This is a genomic window from Mariniradius saccharolyticus AK6, from assembly GCF_000330725.2.
GTDB lineage: Bacteria > Bacteroidota > Bacteroidia > Cytophagales > Cyclobacteriaceae > Mariniradius > Mariniradius saccharolyticus.
Map to the genome: position 1 here is coordinate 15,569 of NZ_AMZY02000013.1, position 17,634 is coordinate 33,202.

18 protein-coding genes and 1 tRNA gene are annotated in these 17,634 nt (G+C 45.0%); 8 read left to right on the forward strand and 11 right to left on the reverse strand.

All coding sequences use genetic code 11. From position 1 onward, the window contains the following. Window positions 1-5: 5 nt before the first annotated feature. Both C943_RS13070 and C943_RS13075 read left to right on the forward strand, forming a co-directional pair. Window positions 6-611, forward strand: coding sequence for a bifunctional nuclease family protein (locus C943_RS13070; protein ID WP_008628595.1), 606 nt, complete (start codon window positions 6-8; stop codon window positions 609-611). A 54-nt stretch (window positions 612-665) separates the two neighbouring features. Further along, window positions 666-1,952 (forward strand): NupC/NupG family nucleoside CNT transporter, encoded by a 1,287-nt coding sequence (locus C943_RS13075; protein ID WP_008628596.1) that lies wholly within the window; start codon window positions 666-668, stop codon window positions 1,950-1,952. Window positions 1,953-1,998: 46 nt separating this feature from the next. Here C943_RS13075 and C943_RS13080 read toward each other — a convergent pair whose 3' ends face one another. Both C943_RS13080 and pckA read right to left on the reverse strand, forming a co-directional pair. Continuing rightward, window positions 1,999-2,436: a peptidylprolyl isomerase gene (locus C943_RS13080; RefSeq protein WP_008628597.1), complete on the reverse strand. Its 438-nt coding sequence runs from the start codon at window positions 2,434-2,436 to the stop codon at window positions 1,999-2,001. A 149-nt stretch (window positions 2,437-2,585) separates the two neighbouring features. After that, the gene (pckA, locus tag C943_RS13085; RefSeq protein WP_008628598.1) at window positions 2,586-4,193 is read right to left on the reverse strand and encodes a phosphoenolpyruvate carboxykinase (ATP); all 1,608 of its coding nucleotides are present in this window, start codon (window positions 4,191-4,193) and stop codon (window positions 2,586-2,588) included. 314 nt (window positions 4,194-4,507) lie between these two features. Here pckA and C943_RS13090 point away from each other — a divergent pair, with 314 nt between their 5' ends. Further along, window positions 4,508-6,055: a peptide MFS transporter gene (locus tag C943_RS13090; RefSeq protein WP_085988936.1), complete on the forward strand. Its 1,548-nt coding sequence runs from the start codon at window positions 4,508-4,510 to the stop codon at window positions 6,053-6,055. A gap of 49 nt (window positions 6,056-6,104) precedes the next feature. Here C943_RS13090 and C943_RS22580 read toward each other — a convergent pair whose 3' ends face one another. From C943_RS22580 to C943_RS13120, 6 genes are all read right to left on the reverse strand, one after another. Further along, on the reverse strand, window positions 6,105-6,230 hold the full coding sequence (locus tag C943_RS22580) for a hypothetical protein (RefSeq protein ID WP_008628604.1): 126 nt from the start codon (window positions 6,228-6,230) through the stop codon (window positions 6,105-6,107). Window positions 6,231-6,349: 119 nt separating this feature from the next. Then, a complete protein-coding gene (locus tag C943_RS22060) occupies window positions 6,350-6,550 on the reverse strand; it encodes a hypothetical protein (protein WP_008628606.1) in 201 nt (66 codons plus the stop codon). Window positions 6,551-6,620: 70 nt separating this feature from the next. Further along, entirely contained in the window at window positions 6,621-7,106 is a 486-nt protein-coding gene (locus C943_RS13100; protein ID WP_008628607.1) for a hypothetical protein, read from the reverse strand. 213 nt (window positions 7,107-7,319) lie between these two features. After that, window positions 7,320-7,691 (reverse strand): response regulator, encoded by a 372-nt coding sequence (locus tag C943_RS13110; RefSeq protein WP_008628608.1) that lies wholly within the window; start codon window positions 7,689-7,691, stop codon window positions 7,320-7,322. A 110-nt stretch (window positions 7,692-7,801) separates the two neighbouring features. Beyond that, window positions 7,802-8,113, reverse strand: coding sequence for an Mpo1-like protein (locus tag C943_RS13115; protein ID WP_008628609.1), 312 nt, complete (start codon window positions 8,111-8,113; stop codon window positions 7,802-7,804). A gap of 4 nt (window positions 8,114-8,117) precedes the next feature. Further along, window positions 8,118-8,603 (reverse strand): DUF4136 domain-containing protein, encoded by a 486-nt coding sequence (locus C943_RS13120; RefSeq protein ID WP_245545546.1) that lies wholly within the window; start codon window positions 8,601-8,603, stop codon window positions 8,118-8,120. Window positions 8,604-8,861: 258 nt separating this feature from the next. Between C943_RS13120 and C943_RS13125 the strand changes: the two genes are divergently transcribed. Continuing rightward, a complete protein-coding gene (locus C943_RS13125) occupies window positions 8,862-9,773 on the forward strand; it encodes a DUF3078 domain-containing protein (RefSeq protein ID WP_008628612.1) in 912 nt (303 codons plus the stop codon). 130 nt (window positions 9,774-9,903) lie between these two features. Here C943_RS13125 and C943_RS13130 read toward each other — a convergent pair whose 3' ends face one another. From C943_RS13130 to sucC, 3 genes are all read right to left on the reverse strand, one after another. After that, window positions 9,904-10,740 carry a universal stress protein gene (locus C943_RS13130; protein WP_008628613.1) on the reverse strand — a complete coding sequence of 279 codons (837 nt, stop codon included), beginning with the start codon at window positions 10,738-10,740 and terminating at the stop codon, window positions 9,904-9,906. Between the two features lie 134 nt (window positions 10,741-10,874). Then, window positions 10,875-10,948: transfer RNA gene (locus tag C943_RS13135), tRNA-Arg, on the reverse strand. Between the two features lie 15 nt (window positions 10,949-10,963). Continuing rightward, complete coding sequence (gene sucC / locus C943_RS13140) at window positions 10,964-12,181, reverse strand: ADP-forming succinate--CoA ligase subunit beta (protein WP_008628615.1); 1,218 nt, start codon at window positions 12,179-12,181, stop codon at window positions 10,964-10,966. Between the two features lie 138 nt (window positions 12,182-12,319). Between sucC and C943_RS13145 the strand changes: the two genes are divergently transcribed. The 4 genes from C943_RS13145 to C943_RS13160 all read left to right on the forward strand — a co-directional run bounded on the left by C943_RS13145 (window position 12,320) and on the right by C943_RS13160 (window position 17,624). Next, complete coding sequence (locus tag C943_RS13145) at window positions 12,320-12,973, forward strand: ABC transporter ATP-binding protein (RefSeq protein WP_008628617.1); 654 nt, start codon at window positions 12,320-12,322, stop codon at window positions 12,971-12,973. 85 nt (window positions 12,974-13,058) lie between these two features. After that, window positions 13,059-13,883: a DMT family transporter gene (locus tag C943_RS13150; protein ID WP_157198543.1), complete on the forward strand. Its 825-nt coding sequence runs from the start codon at window positions 13,059-13,061 to the stop codon at window positions 13,881-13,883. Window positions 13,884-13,922: 39 nt separating this feature from the next. After that, a complete protein-coding gene (locus tag C943_RS13155) occupies window positions 13,923-14,810 on the forward strand; it encodes a hypothetical protein (protein WP_157198544.1) in 888 nt (295 codons plus the stop codon). Window positions 14,811-14,846: 36 nt separating this feature from the next. Then, window positions 14,847-17,624 (forward strand): CHAT domain-containing protein, encoded by a 2,778-nt coding sequence (locus C943_RS13160; protein WP_081610486.1) that lies wholly within the window; start codon window positions 14,847-14,849, stop codon window positions 17,622-17,624. The last annotated feature ends 10 nt before the right edge of the window (window positions 17,625-17,634 follow it).

Genomic DNA, 17,634 nt, shown 5'->3' on the forward strand with positions numbered 1-17,634 from the left:
CACCTGTGGACCAACCTATCGAATTAGAGATTTTGGGCTTGTCCTCCAATCATTCCCAGTCGGGTTCCTTTACCTTGGTCATGGGCGAGGTTGGAGGCAGTAGGAGGCTCCCTATCGTCATCGGCATGTTTGAGGCGCAAGCGATTGCGATTGAGATTGAGAAGATCATCCCCAACAGGCCGATGACGCATGATCTGTTCAAGTCATTTTCTTCAAATTTCAATTTCCAGATCGTCCAAATTCTTATTTCGGATATGAGGGAAGGGGTATTTTATGCAAAAATCATCTGCAAAAATGCTTCCAAACAGGTTGAGATTGATGCGCGGCCTTCGGATGCGATCGCGATCGCTGTAAGGTTTGATGCACCGATCTTCTGTGTGCCGCGGGTAATGGCGGAGGCAGCCATAGAGTTCAACGAGGATGACGAGAAGAAAGAGCAACAAAAACAGAGCAAGGCCACTCGGTCATCCACCCCGGCCTCAACCAAAAGCCCCGACTCCCTGAAGGACTATAGCCTTGACAAACTAAACCAAATGCTGGACAAAGCCATAAATAATGAAGATTATGAAAAGGCTGCCAGGATTAGGGACGAAATCAACCGAAGAAACTAATCTGAAACCTGGTAAACGCCAGGTTTTTTTCTGTTAAGATACTATCAAAGCCAAATGGAATATTTTAGGGGAATCATTGGAATCATTGTCATTTTGGCTGTCGCCTTTCTTTTTTCCGCCAATAAAAGGCGCGTAGACTGGAGATTAGTGGCGATTGGGGTGACACTGCAGGCTGTTTTTGGTTTCCTGATCACGAAGGTTGACGCAGTGGCGGAGCTTTTCAACTTGGTGAGTCAGGGATTCGTCAAGTTTTTAAGCTTTTCAGAGGACGGAGCCAAGTTTATTTTTGGCGACCTTGCTACGGATACCTTCGGTTTCATTTTCGCTTTCAAGGTCCTGCCCACGATCATATTTTTTTCTACGGTTTCCGCGGGGCTTTACTATCTGGGGATTTTGCAGAAGATCGTTTTCGGGATTGCCTGGGTAATGGCGAGAACGATGCGCTTGTCTGGACCTGAAAGCCTGTCTGCAGCGGGGAATATCTTCCTCGGACAAACGGAGGCGCCTTTGTTGGTGAGACCCTTTATTCCTACGATGTCCAAATCTGAACTTATGTGTTTGATGACTGGGGGAATGGCTACAATCGCAGGTGGCGTGTTGGCCGGATATGTGGCCTTTTTGGGTGGGAGTGATCCCGTGGAACAAGCGAAATTTGCTGCCTACCTGCTGGGTGCAAGTATCATGAACGCTCCAGCAGCCATAGTGATTTCCAAGATCATGCTTCCCGAGACCGACAAGGAGGTGATCAATGATTCCCTTGAAGTCAGCGGTGAGAACCTTGGCGTGAACCTTATCGATGCCATGTCGATCGGTGCATCAGATGGGCTGAAATTGGCACTCAATGTAGGGGGTATGCTTTTAGCCTTTATTGCGGTGATTGCGGCGCTTAATTTCATTTTGGATGACCTGATCGGACACTACACCGGGATCAATGCCTTTGTGGCCTCGTCCACTGGGGGACAATTCTCAGGTTTCTCATTGGAATATATCCTTGGCCAGATTTTTCGGGTTTTTGCGTGGATCATCGGTGTAGAATGGCAGGAGACGCTGCGTGTGGGCTCGCTTTTGGGGCAAAAAACGGTGATCAATGAATTTGTCGCCTATTTGAGTTTGGCCGATATGAAGGCTGCAGGTGACCTCTCCACAAAGTCTGTTGTGATAGCAACATACGCCCTTTGCGGATTTTCGAACTTCAGTTCTATCGCGATTCAGGTGGGCGGTATCGGAAGCATTGCCCCAAACCAACAGGGCAATTTATCAAAACTTGGACTCAAGGCTTTGACTGCAGCCACCTTGGCCTGCTTGATGACGGCGACGATTGCGGGCGCACTATTCGGGTAAACAAACAAGAAAAGCCCCGTTGGTGACGGGGCCGTATTTTTTCAGATCAATCTTCCAAAATCGTAATCTTCTCGATCTTGTCGCCTTGGCGAATCGCATCGATTACTTCCAAGCCTTCGACGACCTTGCCGAAGCAGGTATGGTTTCTGTCCAGATGGGCGGTATTGTCCCGACTATGGCAGATGAAAAACTGCGAACCACCCGTGTTTCGTCCGGCATGGGCCATGGACAATACACCCCGGTCGTGGTATTGATTACCGCCTGTGAGTTCACAGTCGATTTTGTAGCCTGGACCGCCCGTGCCGTTGCCCTTTGGACAACCGCCTTGGATGACAAAGTTCGGGATTACCCTGTGGAAAGTCAGGCCATCGTAAAAGCCCTTTTTTGCCAAGGAAACAAAGTTTTCAACTGTCTTCGGAGCGTCTTTCTCAAAAAACTCCACTTTCATGGTGCCTTTGACTGTTTGGATTTCTGCGTGCTTCATTTTTTATGAATTTTGGCAAAAATAGCAATTATATACCTTGAGCTTATCAAATTATTGCTCATGAATCAAACTTGAGCTGGAAATCAGCGAAAAAGGAGCACCGAAGTGCTCCTGGCTATTTGGGTTTTATTGATTCTGATGGGTTATTTCTATAGTCTTGGAGCGCCAGCCATAATTGTCTCGCCAGCAAAATCCTCGTATTTCTCAAAGTTTTGGATAAAACCATAGGCGAGTTCCTTTGCCTTGAGTTCATAGGCCTGGGGGTCCTGCCAAGTCGACTTTGGATTCAATATTTCCCGAGGCACTGAGGGACAATCTTGGGGGACAAGTACCCCAAAAATCTCGTGGGTTAGGTAGTCAACTCTATCCAGTTTACCTTCCAATGCAGCAGTTATCATTGCCCGGGTATAGGCCAGTTTCATGCGAGACCCAATACCGAATGGACCACCCGTCCAACCGGTATTGACCAGCCATACGTTGACATGGTGCCGCTCCATCTTTTCCCCAAACAATTTTGCATATGTTGTCGGGTGTAAGGGGAGAAATGCCGCCCCGAAGCAAGCGGAAAAGGTTGTTTTTGGCTCCGTAACCCCCATTTCCGTACCTGCGACTTTTGCCGTATATCCGGAAACGAAGTGGTACATCGCTTGGCTTTTGTTGAGTTTTGAAATCGGTGGAAGTACTCCAAATGCATCCGCCGTGAGGAAAAAGATGTTTTTTGGGATTGGTCCAATTGACGGAAGTACGGCATTCGCAATATGGCGAAGTGAATAGGCGGCACGGGTGTTTTCGGTGATGGTTTTCTCCTGAAAGTCGACTTTACGGGTTTTTGGGATGAATTTGGTATTTTCCACAATGCTGCCAAAACGGATCGCGTCCCAAATCTCGGGTTCCTTTTCACGGCTTAAGTCGATTACTTTGGCATAGCATCCCCCTTCGAAATTGAAGATGGAGTTTTCGTCCCAACCGTGCTCGTCATCGCCAATAAGTCCTCGGTTTGGATCCGCGGAAAGTGTTGTTTTTCCGGTTCCCGATAGTCCAAAAAAGATCGCTGCGTCTCCGTGCTTTCCAAGGTTTGCTGAGCAGTGCATCGGCAAAACCCCGTGTTTGATAGGAAGCAGGTAATTCAGGACGGAAAATATTCCTTTTTTCATCTCACCAGCGTAGGCGGTACCGCCGATGAGGAGGATTTTTTTGCTCAGGTGGATGATCGCGAAATTTTCCTGGCGGGTGCCATCCTCACCCGGTATTGCCTTGAAATCAGGCACACAGATGATCGTGAAATCCGCCTTGAACTTAGCCAATTCTTCCTTGTCCGGTTGGATAAAGAGGTTGGCGCTGAAGAGATTGTGCCATGCCAGGGTATTGATTACCTTGATCGAAAGCCTGTAGTCAATGTTGGCCCCTGCAAATACATCCCTCACATACAGGTCTTTGTCAGCGAGGTACTTCAGTATTTTGCCGTAAAGTTTGTCGAATTTTTCCTCCGCAAACGGAATGTTGATATCTCCCCACCATACGGTGTCCCGGGTAGATTCTTCCATGACAATAAAACGGTCCTTGGGAGACCTTCCGGTAAACTCTCCCGTCTCCACCATCAGGGCCCCTGAGTCTGTAAGGCGACCTTCTCCGTTGGCAATAGCTAGTTCTACCAATTCAGCGGTTTCGAGGTTCCAAAAAATCCGGCCATTTGTATTTGGTACTGGGTGGGGTATCGGTAAAATCTCAAGATTTTCCTGAAAAGTACTGGGGTGCATAAAGTAATATTTGGGTTTATAATCTGACTCAAATATAAAGATAAAACCAGCACATCTTCACAAGAAAATGTCCATTTTTTCTTTGTTCAATCGATTTCGAAAATATTATTTGGCGTATTTTCCAACACTATTTTGGCCATATTTTTTTGAGATTTACGCTTGCTAAATCCTTTTTTCACCTTCTGTTTGCCAATGGAAAATGTCAATAGAAGAAAACAAAAAAATCCCTTATCATTGTGGTTATATCTTGTTTCAAAAACCAAATAATCATCGCTTTGGAAAAAAATATACCTTCAAATTCAGCCACGGAGCGGATGGATCTCTATCCGGGACCAACCATGTTTGGCCACCCGAAAGGACTGATGACTTTGTTTTTCACCGAAATGTGGGAACGGTTCAGTTACTATGGCATGCGTGCTCTTTTGATTTTGTTTATGACGGCGGCGGTGGCCGATGGCGGATTGGGTTTCGATGACAAGACTTCGGGCGCCATTTATGGATTGTACACCATGGGAGTCTATCTTTTGGCCTTGCCAGGAGGATGGTTTGCTGACCGCCTGTTTGGGCTCAAAAAATCAGTTTGGTATGGCGGTATCATCATTGCCTTGGGGCATTTCACGATGGCCTTGCCTGGCATCTTCCATATGTTGGGAGACAGTGGCGTGGCCCGGGTGGGTTTGACGGCATTGGACACCAACTCGTTTTTCTTGGGGTTGATTTTGATAGTGATCGGTACTGGGCTTCTGAAGCCTAACATCAGCTCGATTGTAGGACAATTGTACCCCTCGGGGAGTATCAAGCGTGACGCGGGATTTTCAATATTTTATATGGGGATCAACTTGGGAGGCTTTATCGCGCCATTGGCTTGTAGCGCTGTTGCAACAGTTGATTGGCATTTGGGCTTCGGTCTTGCGGGTTTGGGGATGGTCATCGGATTGGTGCAATACAGACTGAGTGGCAGTAACCTTGACGGATATGGTGAAGAGGTTGCATTTGATACGCCTGAGAAAAAGCGTGAGAAGTCATTGATGGTAAAAATTCTCTTGGGGATTGGTGCCGTGGTCGTGTTTCTGTTGGCGATGATATTCTTGGGCTTCGTCCAAGTGAATGCAAGCGTGATTGCAGAGTGGTCGGGGATTGTGTTTCTCGTGCTTGCTTATGCCTATTTGCTTTATGTCATATTTTTTGGAGGACTCAATTCGGACGAAAGGAAGAAAGTCACCGTCATCGGAATCCTATTCGTGTTTTCAGCCCTGTTTTGGTCAGGTTTTGAGCAGGCGGGTTCGACATTGAATTTGTTTGCTGAGCGTTTCACGGACCGTAACATGATGGGTTGGGAGATTCCTGCCGGCTTTTTCCAGTCCATCAACTCCCTGTTCATCATCATTTTTGCGCCCTTTTTTGGAGCGTTGTGGATTTGGCTTGGCCGTAGAAACATGGAACCAAATTCTCCCTTGAAATTTGCTTTGGGCCTGATTCAGCTTGGCATGGGTTTTCTGGTGATGTATTTTGCGGCAAAAATCGCTGCCGCTGGTGATTTGGCCGCGCCAAACTGGTTGATTTTCACCTATTTGCTGCACACGTTTGGGGAATTGAGCTTAAGCCCTGTTGGATTGAGTCTTGTGACCAAGCTGGCTCCAAAGCGGTACGGTGGGCAGATGATGGGTGTTTGGTTTCTCTCCGTGGCGCTTGGTAACCTGTTTGCGGGATTGATTGCCGGTGAGGCAAGCGGTGGTACGGAGGAGGCGATTTTGCAGATGCCGGACCAATACAAGCTTATTGTCATGACAGCTATCGGTGCTGGCGGTCTGCTAATCCTCATCAGTAGTCCGCTTAGAAAACTGATGGGAAATGTAAGGTAAAAAAAAATGGCCCGAAGAGGGCCATTTTTTTTTAAGCTGTATGTTCAGACTATTTGTTGGTCTTCCTGAAATCCATCGCACTAAGTCCGGCACCCAGGCCAGCCAAGATGCAGACAATCAACAAAAACAACTGAGCGCCTGATGCAAGCGGTGAACTGAATATTTCTAGTAACATATCTAAATTGATTTCTTTGATGAATCGCCCGAAAGATACTCCAGACTTTTTTTAGGACAAAATACTTCACAAAAAAAGCAGGGAGAACCAAGAGTTTCCTGCTTAGGATGCGGGCATTATCAGTCTAAATCATCTTCAAATTCATCTTCATCTTCGAAGTCATCATCGAATTCATCTTCGTCGAAGTCCTCAAAGTCCTCCTCTTCTGCAAACTCGTCTTCCTCTTCGAAGTCGTACACTTCGTCCTGGAATTCCTCTGCAAATTCGTCCTCGTCCTCAAGATCGTCGAAATCTTCAAAATCGTCGTCAAGTTCCTCCATAGTATGAATAAGGTTAATGGTTGATGTTATCAAATGGATTGATGTGCGCTAATTAAGTCAAAATATATATTTATGCAAATACCTTATTCCGGTTATTTTTTTTCAGTTTTTTTCCCTCTTGTGTCTCGGATTTTTCAATCCATTGATTTTCCAACATTTCCATCCATTTTTCCAAATAGAGAATTACATCCTGCCTCGAGTTTTTATTCATTTGCATCCTTCTTTCCCAAGGTATCTCGCGCAATACTTCTGGGTCTGACAGTCGCTCCAAATGTCGAAGGTCACTTATTCGCAAGCCTTTTTCCAGAAGTTTGGTGATCATGAGGTCCATCGGATAGCCGCTGCTTGGGCAGTATTCCAACAGTTGGTCATTCCAGTCTCCGCTTCGGGTCATCGCATGACGATGGATTTCGTCTTTAGTCATGTAGATCAACTCTTGGGCGAGGTTGCCACAATTGCAGCTGCCCATGTGCCCCCACTCGTACGCAGCCCCATTTCTAAGTTTTGCTATCGTTCTTCCCAGGGCAGAAATCAATTCAGGATTCGGTGTAGCCATAGTACTTTTTTTCAAAAGTTAACCAATTAACCGTATGCGGTGTTTTTTCTCCATGAAATTTTGTTTCAAAAAACTGTCAATTCTGATCGGTTTGACCGAGGTGGCATTGTAAAACAGGTCATGGGAGGTTTCCTTCGGGCTGAAAAGAATCCGGTTTTGGGGAAAAGAAGAAATGACTTGCTGAAAAAGTATGATTTTTCAAGGGGGAGGATTTCAGCTTTCCGCGAAATCCGGGAAGATGTTGGTGATGTACTTCTTGATTAGTGGCTTAGAAAGGTACTTTTTGACCAATGTATACTTTTCGGCCTTCATCATATCTCTTTCATCTACGGAACTACTCAATATGTAGACTTCCGGCTGGATATTTTCTACCTTAAACTCCTCCAAAAAATCCCAACCTGTCATTTCAGGCATATTGAGATCCAAAAACAAATAATTTGGGTCGATTTGATAAATGTCCTGCAAAGCTTTGGACGCACTCTGGTACTTGAAGATCTTATGTGGGACCTTGATGTTTTTGGTTATCAGCCTTTCGGTCACGAAGGTGCTGATTGGGTCATCATCTATGAGTACGATCTTAAGCATTAACTACAAAATATTAGATTTGAAATACGATAATCACCATGCCAAATTACGAGTAATCTTTTCATTTACAATGTCGAAGAGTGAAAAAATTCCGATAACTCCTCTTTTTTTCAAGGATTGAATTTCTGTTTTCCTGTCAGCAATTCGAAAAACAGGATAAAATCGGATGCCAAACTGTAAAAAGGATATTGGAATGTAGCTGGTTTGTTTTTTTCAAAGAAAAAATGTCCTACCCAAGCAAAACCATATCCGACGATTGGTATTAGCCACAAAAGTCCGAAACGGCCCAGATAGATTGCGACTCCCAATATCACAAAGAGCAATGCGGTGCCTGTAAAATGTAGTTTTCGGCTCGTTGGGTTCATATGCTCGCTCAGGTAAAAAGGGTAAAATTCTTTGAGTGTTTTGAATCTTGCTTCCATGGTTCTATTTGGCTTGGGTTTCCTTTAAATAGGTGGCTATGATTTTTTCAGTTGATTTTGCAACCATTTTTTGTCGCTGTTTTGGACTACTCGTCTCAGAGACGGCGGTCAGGGTCATGACCCGTTTGTCAGAATGTGGGTCAATGAAATCGACTATCACTTGAAGAAGTTCATAACTTTGTGTGGTTGAGGTGGTCATTTGTCTGTTGAAATAGGAAGGGTTGTATACCCAAGGGTCCCACCACATGCGACTCCCCCACATGGGGTATTGGTTGGCATATACTTCTTTTTGGCGTGGATCCTGGTTGGAAGTGTAACGAATTAGGATTTCTGGATCTTCCCTATCATAAGTAAGCCCGTTTTTTTCCAACAGTTGTTGAATCTGATCCATGGTGATGGCGTCCAGAAACTCATCTTTAAAGCCATTCCTTCCTAGCTCCTTGTTGACGATGACAAAGCTTCGATAATTTCTTGGGTTTTTTACTTCCATGTTTTCTTTGAAAATCTCAATAGAAGCGCAGGACATAGTCATGAACAAAGACACAAGGACGGGAAATAATGCTTGAGGTAATTTTTTGGATCGAGTGGTCATTTATTTTCGGCTATCTAGAAATCAATTTACTCCAAATTTTGAAAAAATGTTTTTAAAATGCGCTCATCCGATGGTTTTGACTTGCTCATGTAAGACCGACTCTTTTACAGCAACTTATTAATCCTTATTTTCGATTTTTCACTTAAGATCATAACTATGAAAAAACTATCTACCCTTTTCGCTTTTCTCTTGAGTATTCAGCTGGCTTTTGGTCAAGGGGAGGTTGCCGTACCTCAAGACACAGCATCTGCGCCCAAAGACACAACTTATTGGGACAAGCAGTTCAGCGTAGGCTTTAATTTCAACCAGGCTGCATTTTCCGGAAACTGGAAGTCGGGTGGTGTAAATTCCCTTGCTTTTGGCTCGATCCTGGATTGGCGGCTGAAATATGCCAAAGACCGATGGAGCTGGGATAGCCAATTAGAGCTTATTTATGGTTTGGTCAAAAACGATGGACAGGAACAGTTCAGGAAATCAAATGACCGGATATTCTACGACACCAAGGTTGGCTACAAAATCAACAAGCATTGGGGGTATTTCGCAGGATTGAACTTCATTAGTCAATTTACGGATGGTTTTGATTTTTCAGACAACGCAAATCCACTCCTGATATCCAGGTTTTTTGCGCCTGCTTTCTTGACCACTGGCTTTGGTTTCGAGTACAAACCCAACAAAGATTTCGCGCTTCGCCTAGCACCATTTTCCCCGAGGTTTACCTTTGTCACAGACACGACATTGATCAACAATGTACCTACTAACTATGGTGTCGCGCGCGGCGAAACCCTAAGGACAGAATGGCTGGCTTTCCAAATTTTTGCGACTTACAACAAGAAATTCAATGACAACCTGACTCTGAATTCCAGGTACCAGTTGTTTGCCAATTTGCAGGAATTTTCGTTTGAGACGATAGACCACAGGTTGGATTTTACGTTGATTGCCAAGATTACAAAGTACGTTGACGTGACGTTTACAAGTATCAACGTTTATGATATCGATATGACTGAAGGAATACAATTTAGCCAAGCCTTGGCATTGGGCATAGTGTACAAAGTGAGTAACAAAAAGTAGGTTTTTTCACAGGTTTTTATCAAAATATTTTGAATTTTATATTTATGTAGTATTTTTGTTTCAATTGTGGTAGTTAAATAATAGTTGGTTTAGTTTTCATAAAAAGGGCAGGAGAGTTTCTCCTGCTTTTTTATTTTCCGGAGGCCTTGAGGCTGATTATGGGCTTGTTTGACATTGAAATCAGGTTTTCGGTAATACTAGGGGAGAAGTACTGCGCAAAGTCCGATTTGCCCTCTGTAATCGCTGCAATTCCGTCGTATTCCCCGTGTTCAAGGAATTGTATGATTCCCCGTTCGACACTCAGTGAATCCACGATATGGATGTCATAGTTGTAATTAGAATACTCTTTTAGAAACGATCTCCCTTGGTTGATGATATCATATGTCCCTTTGAAGTTGTTTGGGGTGTTGACATAGAGAATGTGAAGCTTTACTTTGAGTTCTTCGGCAAGCTGTTCGATTTTTGCGAATGAACTTCCCATTTCACTCTGGAAATTTGTCGCGAAAACCAAGGTTTCCAACTTTGGATTTTCTATTTCCTTTTTGACAACAACCACCGGCATTTTTGACCTCCTAAGCATACTATAGGTGTTTGTCCCAATAATGTGGTCTCTAAATCCGTACTGTCCATGAGAACCCATCACTACGAGGTCAATATTCTCGTCCTCCGCGTATCGGTGGATTTTTTCATTCGTATTGTTGAAAATGAGCAATTTTGCGGCAGTAATCCCCATGCTCTCAGCTGCTTTTATGCGGGATTTAAGTGATTCCTTTGCTTTGGCAATGCTCTCCATGATCTCTGGAAACAAATGTTCCTGATCTTTCGTGAGTTTACTCCAATCTACAGGTGTATGAATGATGTGTAGATAGAGGAGTTCCGCGCCAGTCTTTTTTGCTAGGAACTCGGCATATTTTTCTGAAGCTTTGGCACATTCCGAAAAGTCGGTCGGCACGAGTATCTTTTTCATGGCTATTCGGGATTTGATGTTTGTTGAATTAAAAATATTCCAAAAAAATGACAGTTAACCTATTGTAAATCAGTCGGTAGAATGATAAAAATCAGTCTAAAAAACAAGAGCCTTGGCGTTTGCCAAGGCTCTTGTGCACCCGGAAGGATTCGAACCCTCAACCCTCGGAGCCGAAATCCGATATTCTATCCAGTTGAACTACAGGTGCGGTAAAATTATCTGATTAGGACTCAGCGAGCGCCTTTTTTACTTTTTCGGCCGCTTCTTTGAGCGTGATTGCGGAAGATACTTTTAAGCCTGACTCATCGATGATTCTGGCACCTTCTTCGGCGTTTGTGCCCTGCAGACGTACGATGATGGGTACAGGGATATTTCCAATCGATCTGTAGGCTTCCACCACACCATTTGCGATACGGTCACATCTTACGATTCCACCAAACACGTTGATCAAGATGGCTTTTACATTTGGATCCTGAAGGATGATTCTGAAACCAGCTTCAACGGTCGTCGCATTGGCACCTCCTCCCACATCGAGGAAGTTGGCAGGCTCGCCGCCGGAAAGTTTGATCATGTCCATGGTTGCCATAGCCAAACCGGCGCCGTTGACCATGCAGCCCACGTTTCCGTCCAACTTGACATAGTTCAGGCCTGATTTGCCGGCTTCTACTTCCAAAGGATCTTCTTCAGCGACGTCCCTCAGATCAGCGAGGTCTTTATGTCTGTAGAGCGCATTGTCGTCCAAATTCACCTTGGCATCTACTGCTAGGATCTTGTCATCTGACGTCTTCAACACTGGATTGATTTCGAATTGGGATGAATCGGAACCGACGTAGGCGTTGTAAAGGGAAGTGATGAATTTCACCATTTCTTTGAACGCATTTCCTTCAAGACCGAGTTTGAACGCAATTTTCCTGACTTGGAAGCCCTGCAAACCAAATTTGGGATCGATCCATTCTTTGATGATCTTTTCCGGATGCTTTTCGGCTACCTCTTCAATGTCCATACCGCCTTCGGTAGAGGCCATGATGACGTTGCAGCCTTTTCCTCTATCCAATAGAATAGAAAGATAATATTCCTTCGGTTCGGAAGCGCCCGGATAATATACGTCCTCCGCAATCAATACCTTGTTTACCTTCTTACCTTCTGCGCCAGTCTGGATGGTGACCAATGTGCCCCCAAGGATATCGGCTGCTTTGGTCGGAACATCCTCCTGCTTTTTTGCCAGGACGACACCACGAGAGCCCGTTTCTTTGATCTGGCCCTTTCCTCTGCCACCTGCATGGATTTGGGCTTTGATCACGTACCAGGAAGTTCCTGTCTGCTCGTTTAGCCTTTTTGCTGCTTCAAGTGCCGATTCAGGGCTGTCCGCCACGATGCCTTCCTGTATCCTGACACCATAGCTTTTCAAAAGTTCTTTCGCTTGATATTCGTGAATGTTCATCCTTGTGAAAATTTTTGCCCGAAGTTAAGGTCTGGGGTGGGATTTATCAAATCGGCCTTGGGTCTTTCGGCAAATAAATTGTCCGAACAGCAAGCACGCTTGATCTAATTTTTATATTTGGCGGAGCAACGTTTGATTATGCTACGAGCAAAGGGAATTCAAAAGAACTATGGAGACCTCCAGGTACTCAAAGGGGTAGATGTGCACATCAAGGAAGGCGAAGTTGTCTCCATCGTAGGCGCGTCTGGGGCGGGGAAGAGTACTTTGCTCCATATTTTGGGTACATTGGATGAAGCGGATAAGGGAGAGGTATGGATCAATGGCATACAGGTCAACAACCTCAAGGGCGACAAACTCGCTGACTTCAGAAACCAGCAAATCGGATTTATTTTTCAGTTCCATAACCTGCTACCGGAATTTACGGCCGAAGAAAACATCATGATCCCCGGGCTCATCGGCCGAAAAGACCCGGCATCACTTAAAACAAAAGCAAAGGAGTTGGCGGAGCTTTTGGGAATTGGAGGAAGGCTTGACCACAAGCCGTCCGAGCTTTCCGGTGGAGAGCAGCAGCGGGTTGCAGTCGCGCGGGCCTTGATCAATTCTCCAAAAGTCATCTTTGCCGATGAACCGAGCGGTAACCTTGATTCCAAAAGCGCCGAATCGCTCCACAAGCTTTTCTTTGATTTGAGAAAGAAGTTTGGACAATCTTTCGTGATCGTAACCCACAATCAAGAGCTTGCACAAATGGCGGATCGAAAACTGGTCATGCAGGATGGGAAGATTTTGACTTGAGGTGTCTTTACCAAATTTCATCGTCTGGATAAATGAACCATTTTCAATTCAAGGTCATTTTTAAACAATATCTTCTCAACCAAAATTGACTAGGCAGAGTATTCAACACATGTTGCTGGCAGGGATCCTCTTTTCCCTGATGAATGTCTCTGTCAAGCTGATTCCGCATATCCCTGCTATAGAGATCATCCTTTTCCGGTCTGTTTTCAGTTTGGTGATCACTTTTTTGGCGCTAAGGAGGCAGTCAATTCCAGTCTTTGGGAAAAACAAGAAATTGTTGATCCTGAGGGGAATGGCCGGATCGATTGGATTGATCGGTTTCTTCTATACGTTGCAAACCATCCCATTGGCAAGTGCCGTGACGATCAACTATCTCGGGCCGATTTTCACCACGATCTTGGGCATATTCATTGTAAAGGAAAAGGTCAAATCCCGGCAGTTTCTGTATTTCGGTTTGTCCTTTGCGGGCGTGATGGTAATTGAGGGCTTTGACCCTAGGATAGGAATGTTTGATTTGGGGGTTGGTCTTGTTGCTGCGATGGCCATGGGACTTGCGTACAACATTATCCGAAAATTGAACACCACAGAGCACCCGCTTGTGATTATGTTTTATTTCCCTTTTATCACAATACCGGTGGCGACTGTCGCGAGTTATTTTGTCTGGGTGGATCCGGTTGGTTGGGATTGGGCAATTTTGCTGGCAGTGGGCTTATTGACCCAATTTGCCCAGTATTTTATGACCTTGGCCTATCAAAATGCCCAATTGTCGAAGATTGCGAGTCTTTCTTATTTGGGAATATTCTACGCATTGTTTTTTGGATTCTTTGTTTTTGGTGAAACGTATAGCCTCGTTGTTTTTTTGGGTATGATTTTGGTACTGATAGGAGTGGTTTTAAATATTTTCAAATAAATGGGTTACGTTTTGGCACCAAGAATCGACCTAGTGTAAATGAAGACGATTATCTATATCTTGTCGCTGTGCGGAATGGTGGTAGCTATGGCTTCCTGTGAGTCTTCGATGTCGCCTGATGATGAAAATCCAGGGGGTGAGACTTTTTCATGCACATCTTTCTCCTATCCGGACACTATTTTTTATGTGTCGGATTCAGCGGAAAATATCATCAAACCCGTAAATCCTGCCGAAGGCATCTATACCGTATTTCCTGAAGGACTGGTCATTGATGAAGAGACCGGGGAAATCGACATCAACAAAAGTGAATCCGGGCTTCGCTACCGTGTTTCGTTTCAGCCTGTTGGGAGCAGTCAACTTTGCGAATTTGAACTTGTAATCGCGGGGATCAATTATGAGGACAAAGTCTATATCCTCGACCAAAACGATACCTTGGCGATTCCGATTTTTGATGGAAATAGAACGCTGTTAACGCCCTGTGATGACGACGATGATGATGATGACGATGATGACGACGATGACGACGATAGTTGTAAGTTTGACGACGATGAAGGTACCGGGGAGCCCAGTCTTGCTTCGCTTGGTATAAAAATTGGATCTTCCTCTGGAAAAATCAACCTGAAAAAGACACTGGAAAACGGTGCTTTTGGAGCCAGTCCGGTGAATGGGACTAGGGTAGATGCCAAACTTTTTTACAGGTTGAACGATTCAAGTCTGAGGGCCAGAAATCGCCTGGATATTCGGCTTTATTATTTTGAGAAGTTGTCTGATGTACCTCAGTCACTGCTTGACGAGATTGAAGAGAAGAAAAACTCCATCCTGAAAGTCAATGTCCCTGCAGGTTTGCCATTTGCAAGGGTGGCGGCTGAAAACCCAAAGGCCAAGCCAAGACCGCCTTATTTGGTTGTTGTAGGGCGCTTACAGTAGATTAGGAAAGCAGAAATTGTTGGTATATTTTTAGCCATGCGACTACGATGGCTATTGTTCAGTATTCTTCTGGTCTGCTTGGTATCCCAACGGTATCCTCAAAAACCATTGTTGGAAAGGTATCGCATGGCGACGTCGCTTTTCGAGTCTGATGCCCCCACTGAGTCAACGGATAGTCTTTCAGAAGCCATCTTTTTGGAGATGGTAAATGACCCTGGTTTCGTGACGCTGGAGAAGGATCTGCAGCTTGATGTTTTTGAGAAGCTTGGCACATTGGCTGTGCTGGCGACCAAGTATGAGTTGGCGATCGCGCGCTATCGGACTTCGATTGACATTGGTATATCCTCCCAACTTGCGGATTCATTGCTTTTTGATCCCACATTGTATTTGGGGGAGTCCTATTACCTTCTAGGTAAGGCAGATAGCAGTATTTTTTTCTTGAAAGAAGCCGAAAAACGACTTCATGGGCCAATGGCGACCAATCAATCTTCCAGACTGTTCAACTCGCTGGGCGTCATCTATTACCAATCGGGGAATTACTCACAGGCAGTCAATTATTTCAGTAAAGCAAAAAACCTCACCATCGGTCAAAGGGACTTTGATGAATTGGAGCCTTACTACCGGTATGCCCTTTTTTCTTTTCTGAATAATATTGGTTCATGCCTGGTAAACCTCGATCAGCCAGATTCGGCACTTTCTATCTATAAAAATCTGCTCATCTCCGGGATTGATACTGACAAAACTCGCCTGCAGATTGCTCGAATTTTCCTCGATTTGAACGAAGTGGACTCAGCAGATCGATACCTTCAGCAAGCCGTGAACCAGAGCGATGTTTCTCCGTTTTTTGTTGATCTAAGGGCAGAAGCCTTGATTCAAAAAGGTGCCCGCTTGGAGGCAGAAGATTTGTTGGTCGACTTTTTAGAAAACCGGAAAGAATCTGATTTTCGTCTTGCCCCCCTCTACAACAAGCTCGGAGACTTGGCCTTGGAGAAGGGGGATTTTCTGGGTGCGGCAACCCATTATCATCAGGCAATCGTAAGGGCAGATGGAAATTTTGACCAACAGGATATACTCAAAAACCCCAGCGATTACAGTGTCGGCTTTGCATCAAACCACCTTTTCGAGGCACTGATAGGTAAGGCGAAGGCATTTGGGCGGTTGGCGAAAGGGGAAAAGAGCGAGCCCTATTTTGGGTATTCAGTCGCCTCGTTTCAATCGGCTTTTGACTTCGCTTATTTGGTAGCCAACTACTACGACAATGACGAAGCGAGGGTGTTTTTCTCTGATTTCGTGCTGGAAGGCTATCGGGATGGGATAAACCAGGTACTAGAGAAGTATTTCGAAACCAGCGAACAAGCGCTTTTGGAGCGGGCATTTGCTTGGTCGGAAGAAAGCAAGGCGATGGGACTGAACATCGGAATCCGGGAAAAGCGGGTCAAGACGCTGGAGGATTTACCGGATGACTTGATCCAAAAAGAACGCGATATTCAATTTTCACTTTCCCAGATCCAACAGAAAATATTCGCGGAGAGCGATGAGCAGCAGCGAAGGATTCTCAATGAATTGGCTCTGGACAAAAGGCTGGAACTTTCAAGGCTACACGGCCAATTCGCCGAGTTCCCAGGATATACAAAAGCAAAAGGTGAAAAGAACTCCATTCATTTGGCGGAGTTAAAGGAAGCTCTGGAGCGGTCAAACACGCTTTTGCTTTCATTTTTCGATGCGGGAAGTGCTTGGTTTGCCTTTACGCTTGACGAACAGCAGTTGAAGGTATACGAGATATCGGATTACGCTTTACTTAACAACGCCATTCCTAAGTTCAAAACGAGGATATCTACGTTCGAATTGGGCAAAGAATACAAAACTGGAGGAATCGGGACCCAACTTTCCAAGCTGCTGCTTTCGCCGATTATGTCCAAGCTGTCCGATTACGACAATCTTATGATCATTCCGCATTCCTCTCTTGCAGGTTTGCCATTCGAAGTGCTGGAAAATCAGGACGGGGGTTTTTTGGTGGAATCCCTGAGCATAAGTTATCAGCTTTCTTCCACTTTTTTTTCTTCCGAGAAGACGAAGTATCTACATTCCTCGATCGTAGGTTTTGCCCCTTTTCATTCGGCGGGTTTGGAGACTGGGGATGAAAAATTGGACCAGCTGCCTTATTCCTTAGAGGAATTGGAGTCTTTTAAGGGAGAAAAAATCTTGGACTCTGCTGCTACAAAGGAGAAATTCCTCGATAAGGTCGATGATGCAAATATCCTGCACTTAGCTACACACGCTGTCGCCAAATCTGCTCAACCAGAGGCGGCCTTTGTTGCTTTTTTTCCCCATGAAAGTGGCAACAAACTATATCCAATAGAAATCAGCGGACTTTCATTGGAGAATACTTCCTTGGTTTTTTTGAGTGCTTGTGAAACCAATTACGGTTCCCTCAGCGCGAGTGAAGGAATCATTGGCCTTTCGCGTTCTTTTTCGTTTGCAGGTTGCAAAAATCTAATCACCACGCTTTGGAAAGCCGAGGACAAAGCCACAGCCTACATTTCGGCCAGATTCTATGTGTATTTGGATGAAGGCGACAGCTATGCCATTGCCTTGCAAAAAGCAAAAAATGACCTCCTTTCGGATCCAACGATGGCTCAATTTCACCATCCGGCTTTTTGGGCCCATCTGGTTCTGATCGGAGATTTGCCCTCTTCGGAAAAACCAATTTTGATGTACAGTTTGCTTCTTGGTCTGCTCCTGCTCATGGTCGGGTTATTCTGGTGGCTAAAGTCCAAAAAAATGAAAAAATCCATCCGATTGGGATGGATTTAAAGGGAGACCA

Coding starts and splice junctions, on each gene's coding strand:
- C943_RS13160 (WP_081610486.1), top strand. CDS start 14,847: ATGCGACTACGATGGCTATTGTTCAGTATTCTTCTGGTCTGCTTGGTA.
- C943_RS22580 (WP_008628604.1), bottom strand. CDS start 6,230: ATGTTACTAGAAATATTCAGTTCACCGCTTGCATCAGGCGCTCAGTTG.
- C943_RS13090 (WP_085988936.1), top strand. CDS start 4,508: ATGGATCTCTATCCGGGACCAACCATGTTTGGCCACCCGAAAGGACTG.
- C943_RS22060 (WP_008628606.1), bottom strand. CDS start 6,550: ATGGAGGAACTTGACGACGATTTTGAAGATTTCGACGATCTTGAGGAC.
- C943_RS13130 (WP_008628613.1), bottom strand. CDS start 10,740: ATGAAAAAGATACTCGTGCCGACCGACTTTTCGGAATGTGCCAAAGCT.
- C943_RS13145 (WP_008628617.1), top strand. CDS start 12,320: ATGCTACGAGCAAAGGGAATTCAAAAGAACTATGGAGACCTCCAGGTA.
- C943_RS13080 (WP_008628597.1), bottom strand. CDS start 2,436: ATGAAGCACGCAGAAATCCAAACAGTCAAAGGCACCATGAAAGTGGAG.
- pckA (WP_008628598.1), bottom strand. CDS start 4,193: ATGCACCCCAGTACTTTTCAGGAAAATCTTGAGATTTTACCGATACCC.
- C943_RS13115 (WP_008628609.1), bottom strand. CDS start 8,113: ATGGAAGCAAGATTCAAAACACTCAAAGAATTTTACCCTTTTTACCTG.
- C943_RS13075 (WP_008628596.1), top strand. CDS start 666: ATGGAATATTTTAGGGGAATCATTGGAATCATTGTCATTTTGGCTGTC.
- C943_RS13100 (WP_008628607.1), bottom strand. CDS start 7,106: ATGGCTACACCGAATCCTGAATTGATTTCTGCCCTGGGAAGAACGATA.
- C943_RS13155 (WP_157198544.1), top strand. CDS start 13,923: ATGAAGACGATTATCTATATCTTGTCGCTGTGCGGAATGGTGGTAGCT.
- sucC (WP_008628615.1), bottom strand. CDS start 12,181: ATGAACATTCACGAATATCAAGCGAAAGAACTTTTGAAAAGCTATGGT.
- C943_RS13110 (WP_008628608.1), bottom strand. CDS start 7,691: ATGCTTAAGATCGTACTCATAGATGATGACCCAATCAGCACCTTCGTG.
- C943_RS13120 (WP_245545546.1), bottom strand. CDS start 8,603: ATGGAAGTAAAAAACCCAAGAAATTATCGAAGCTTTGTCATCGTCAAC.
- C943_RS13125 (WP_008628612.1), top strand. CDS start 8,862: ATGAAAAAACTATCTACCCTTTTCGCTTTTCTCTTGAGTATTCAGCTG.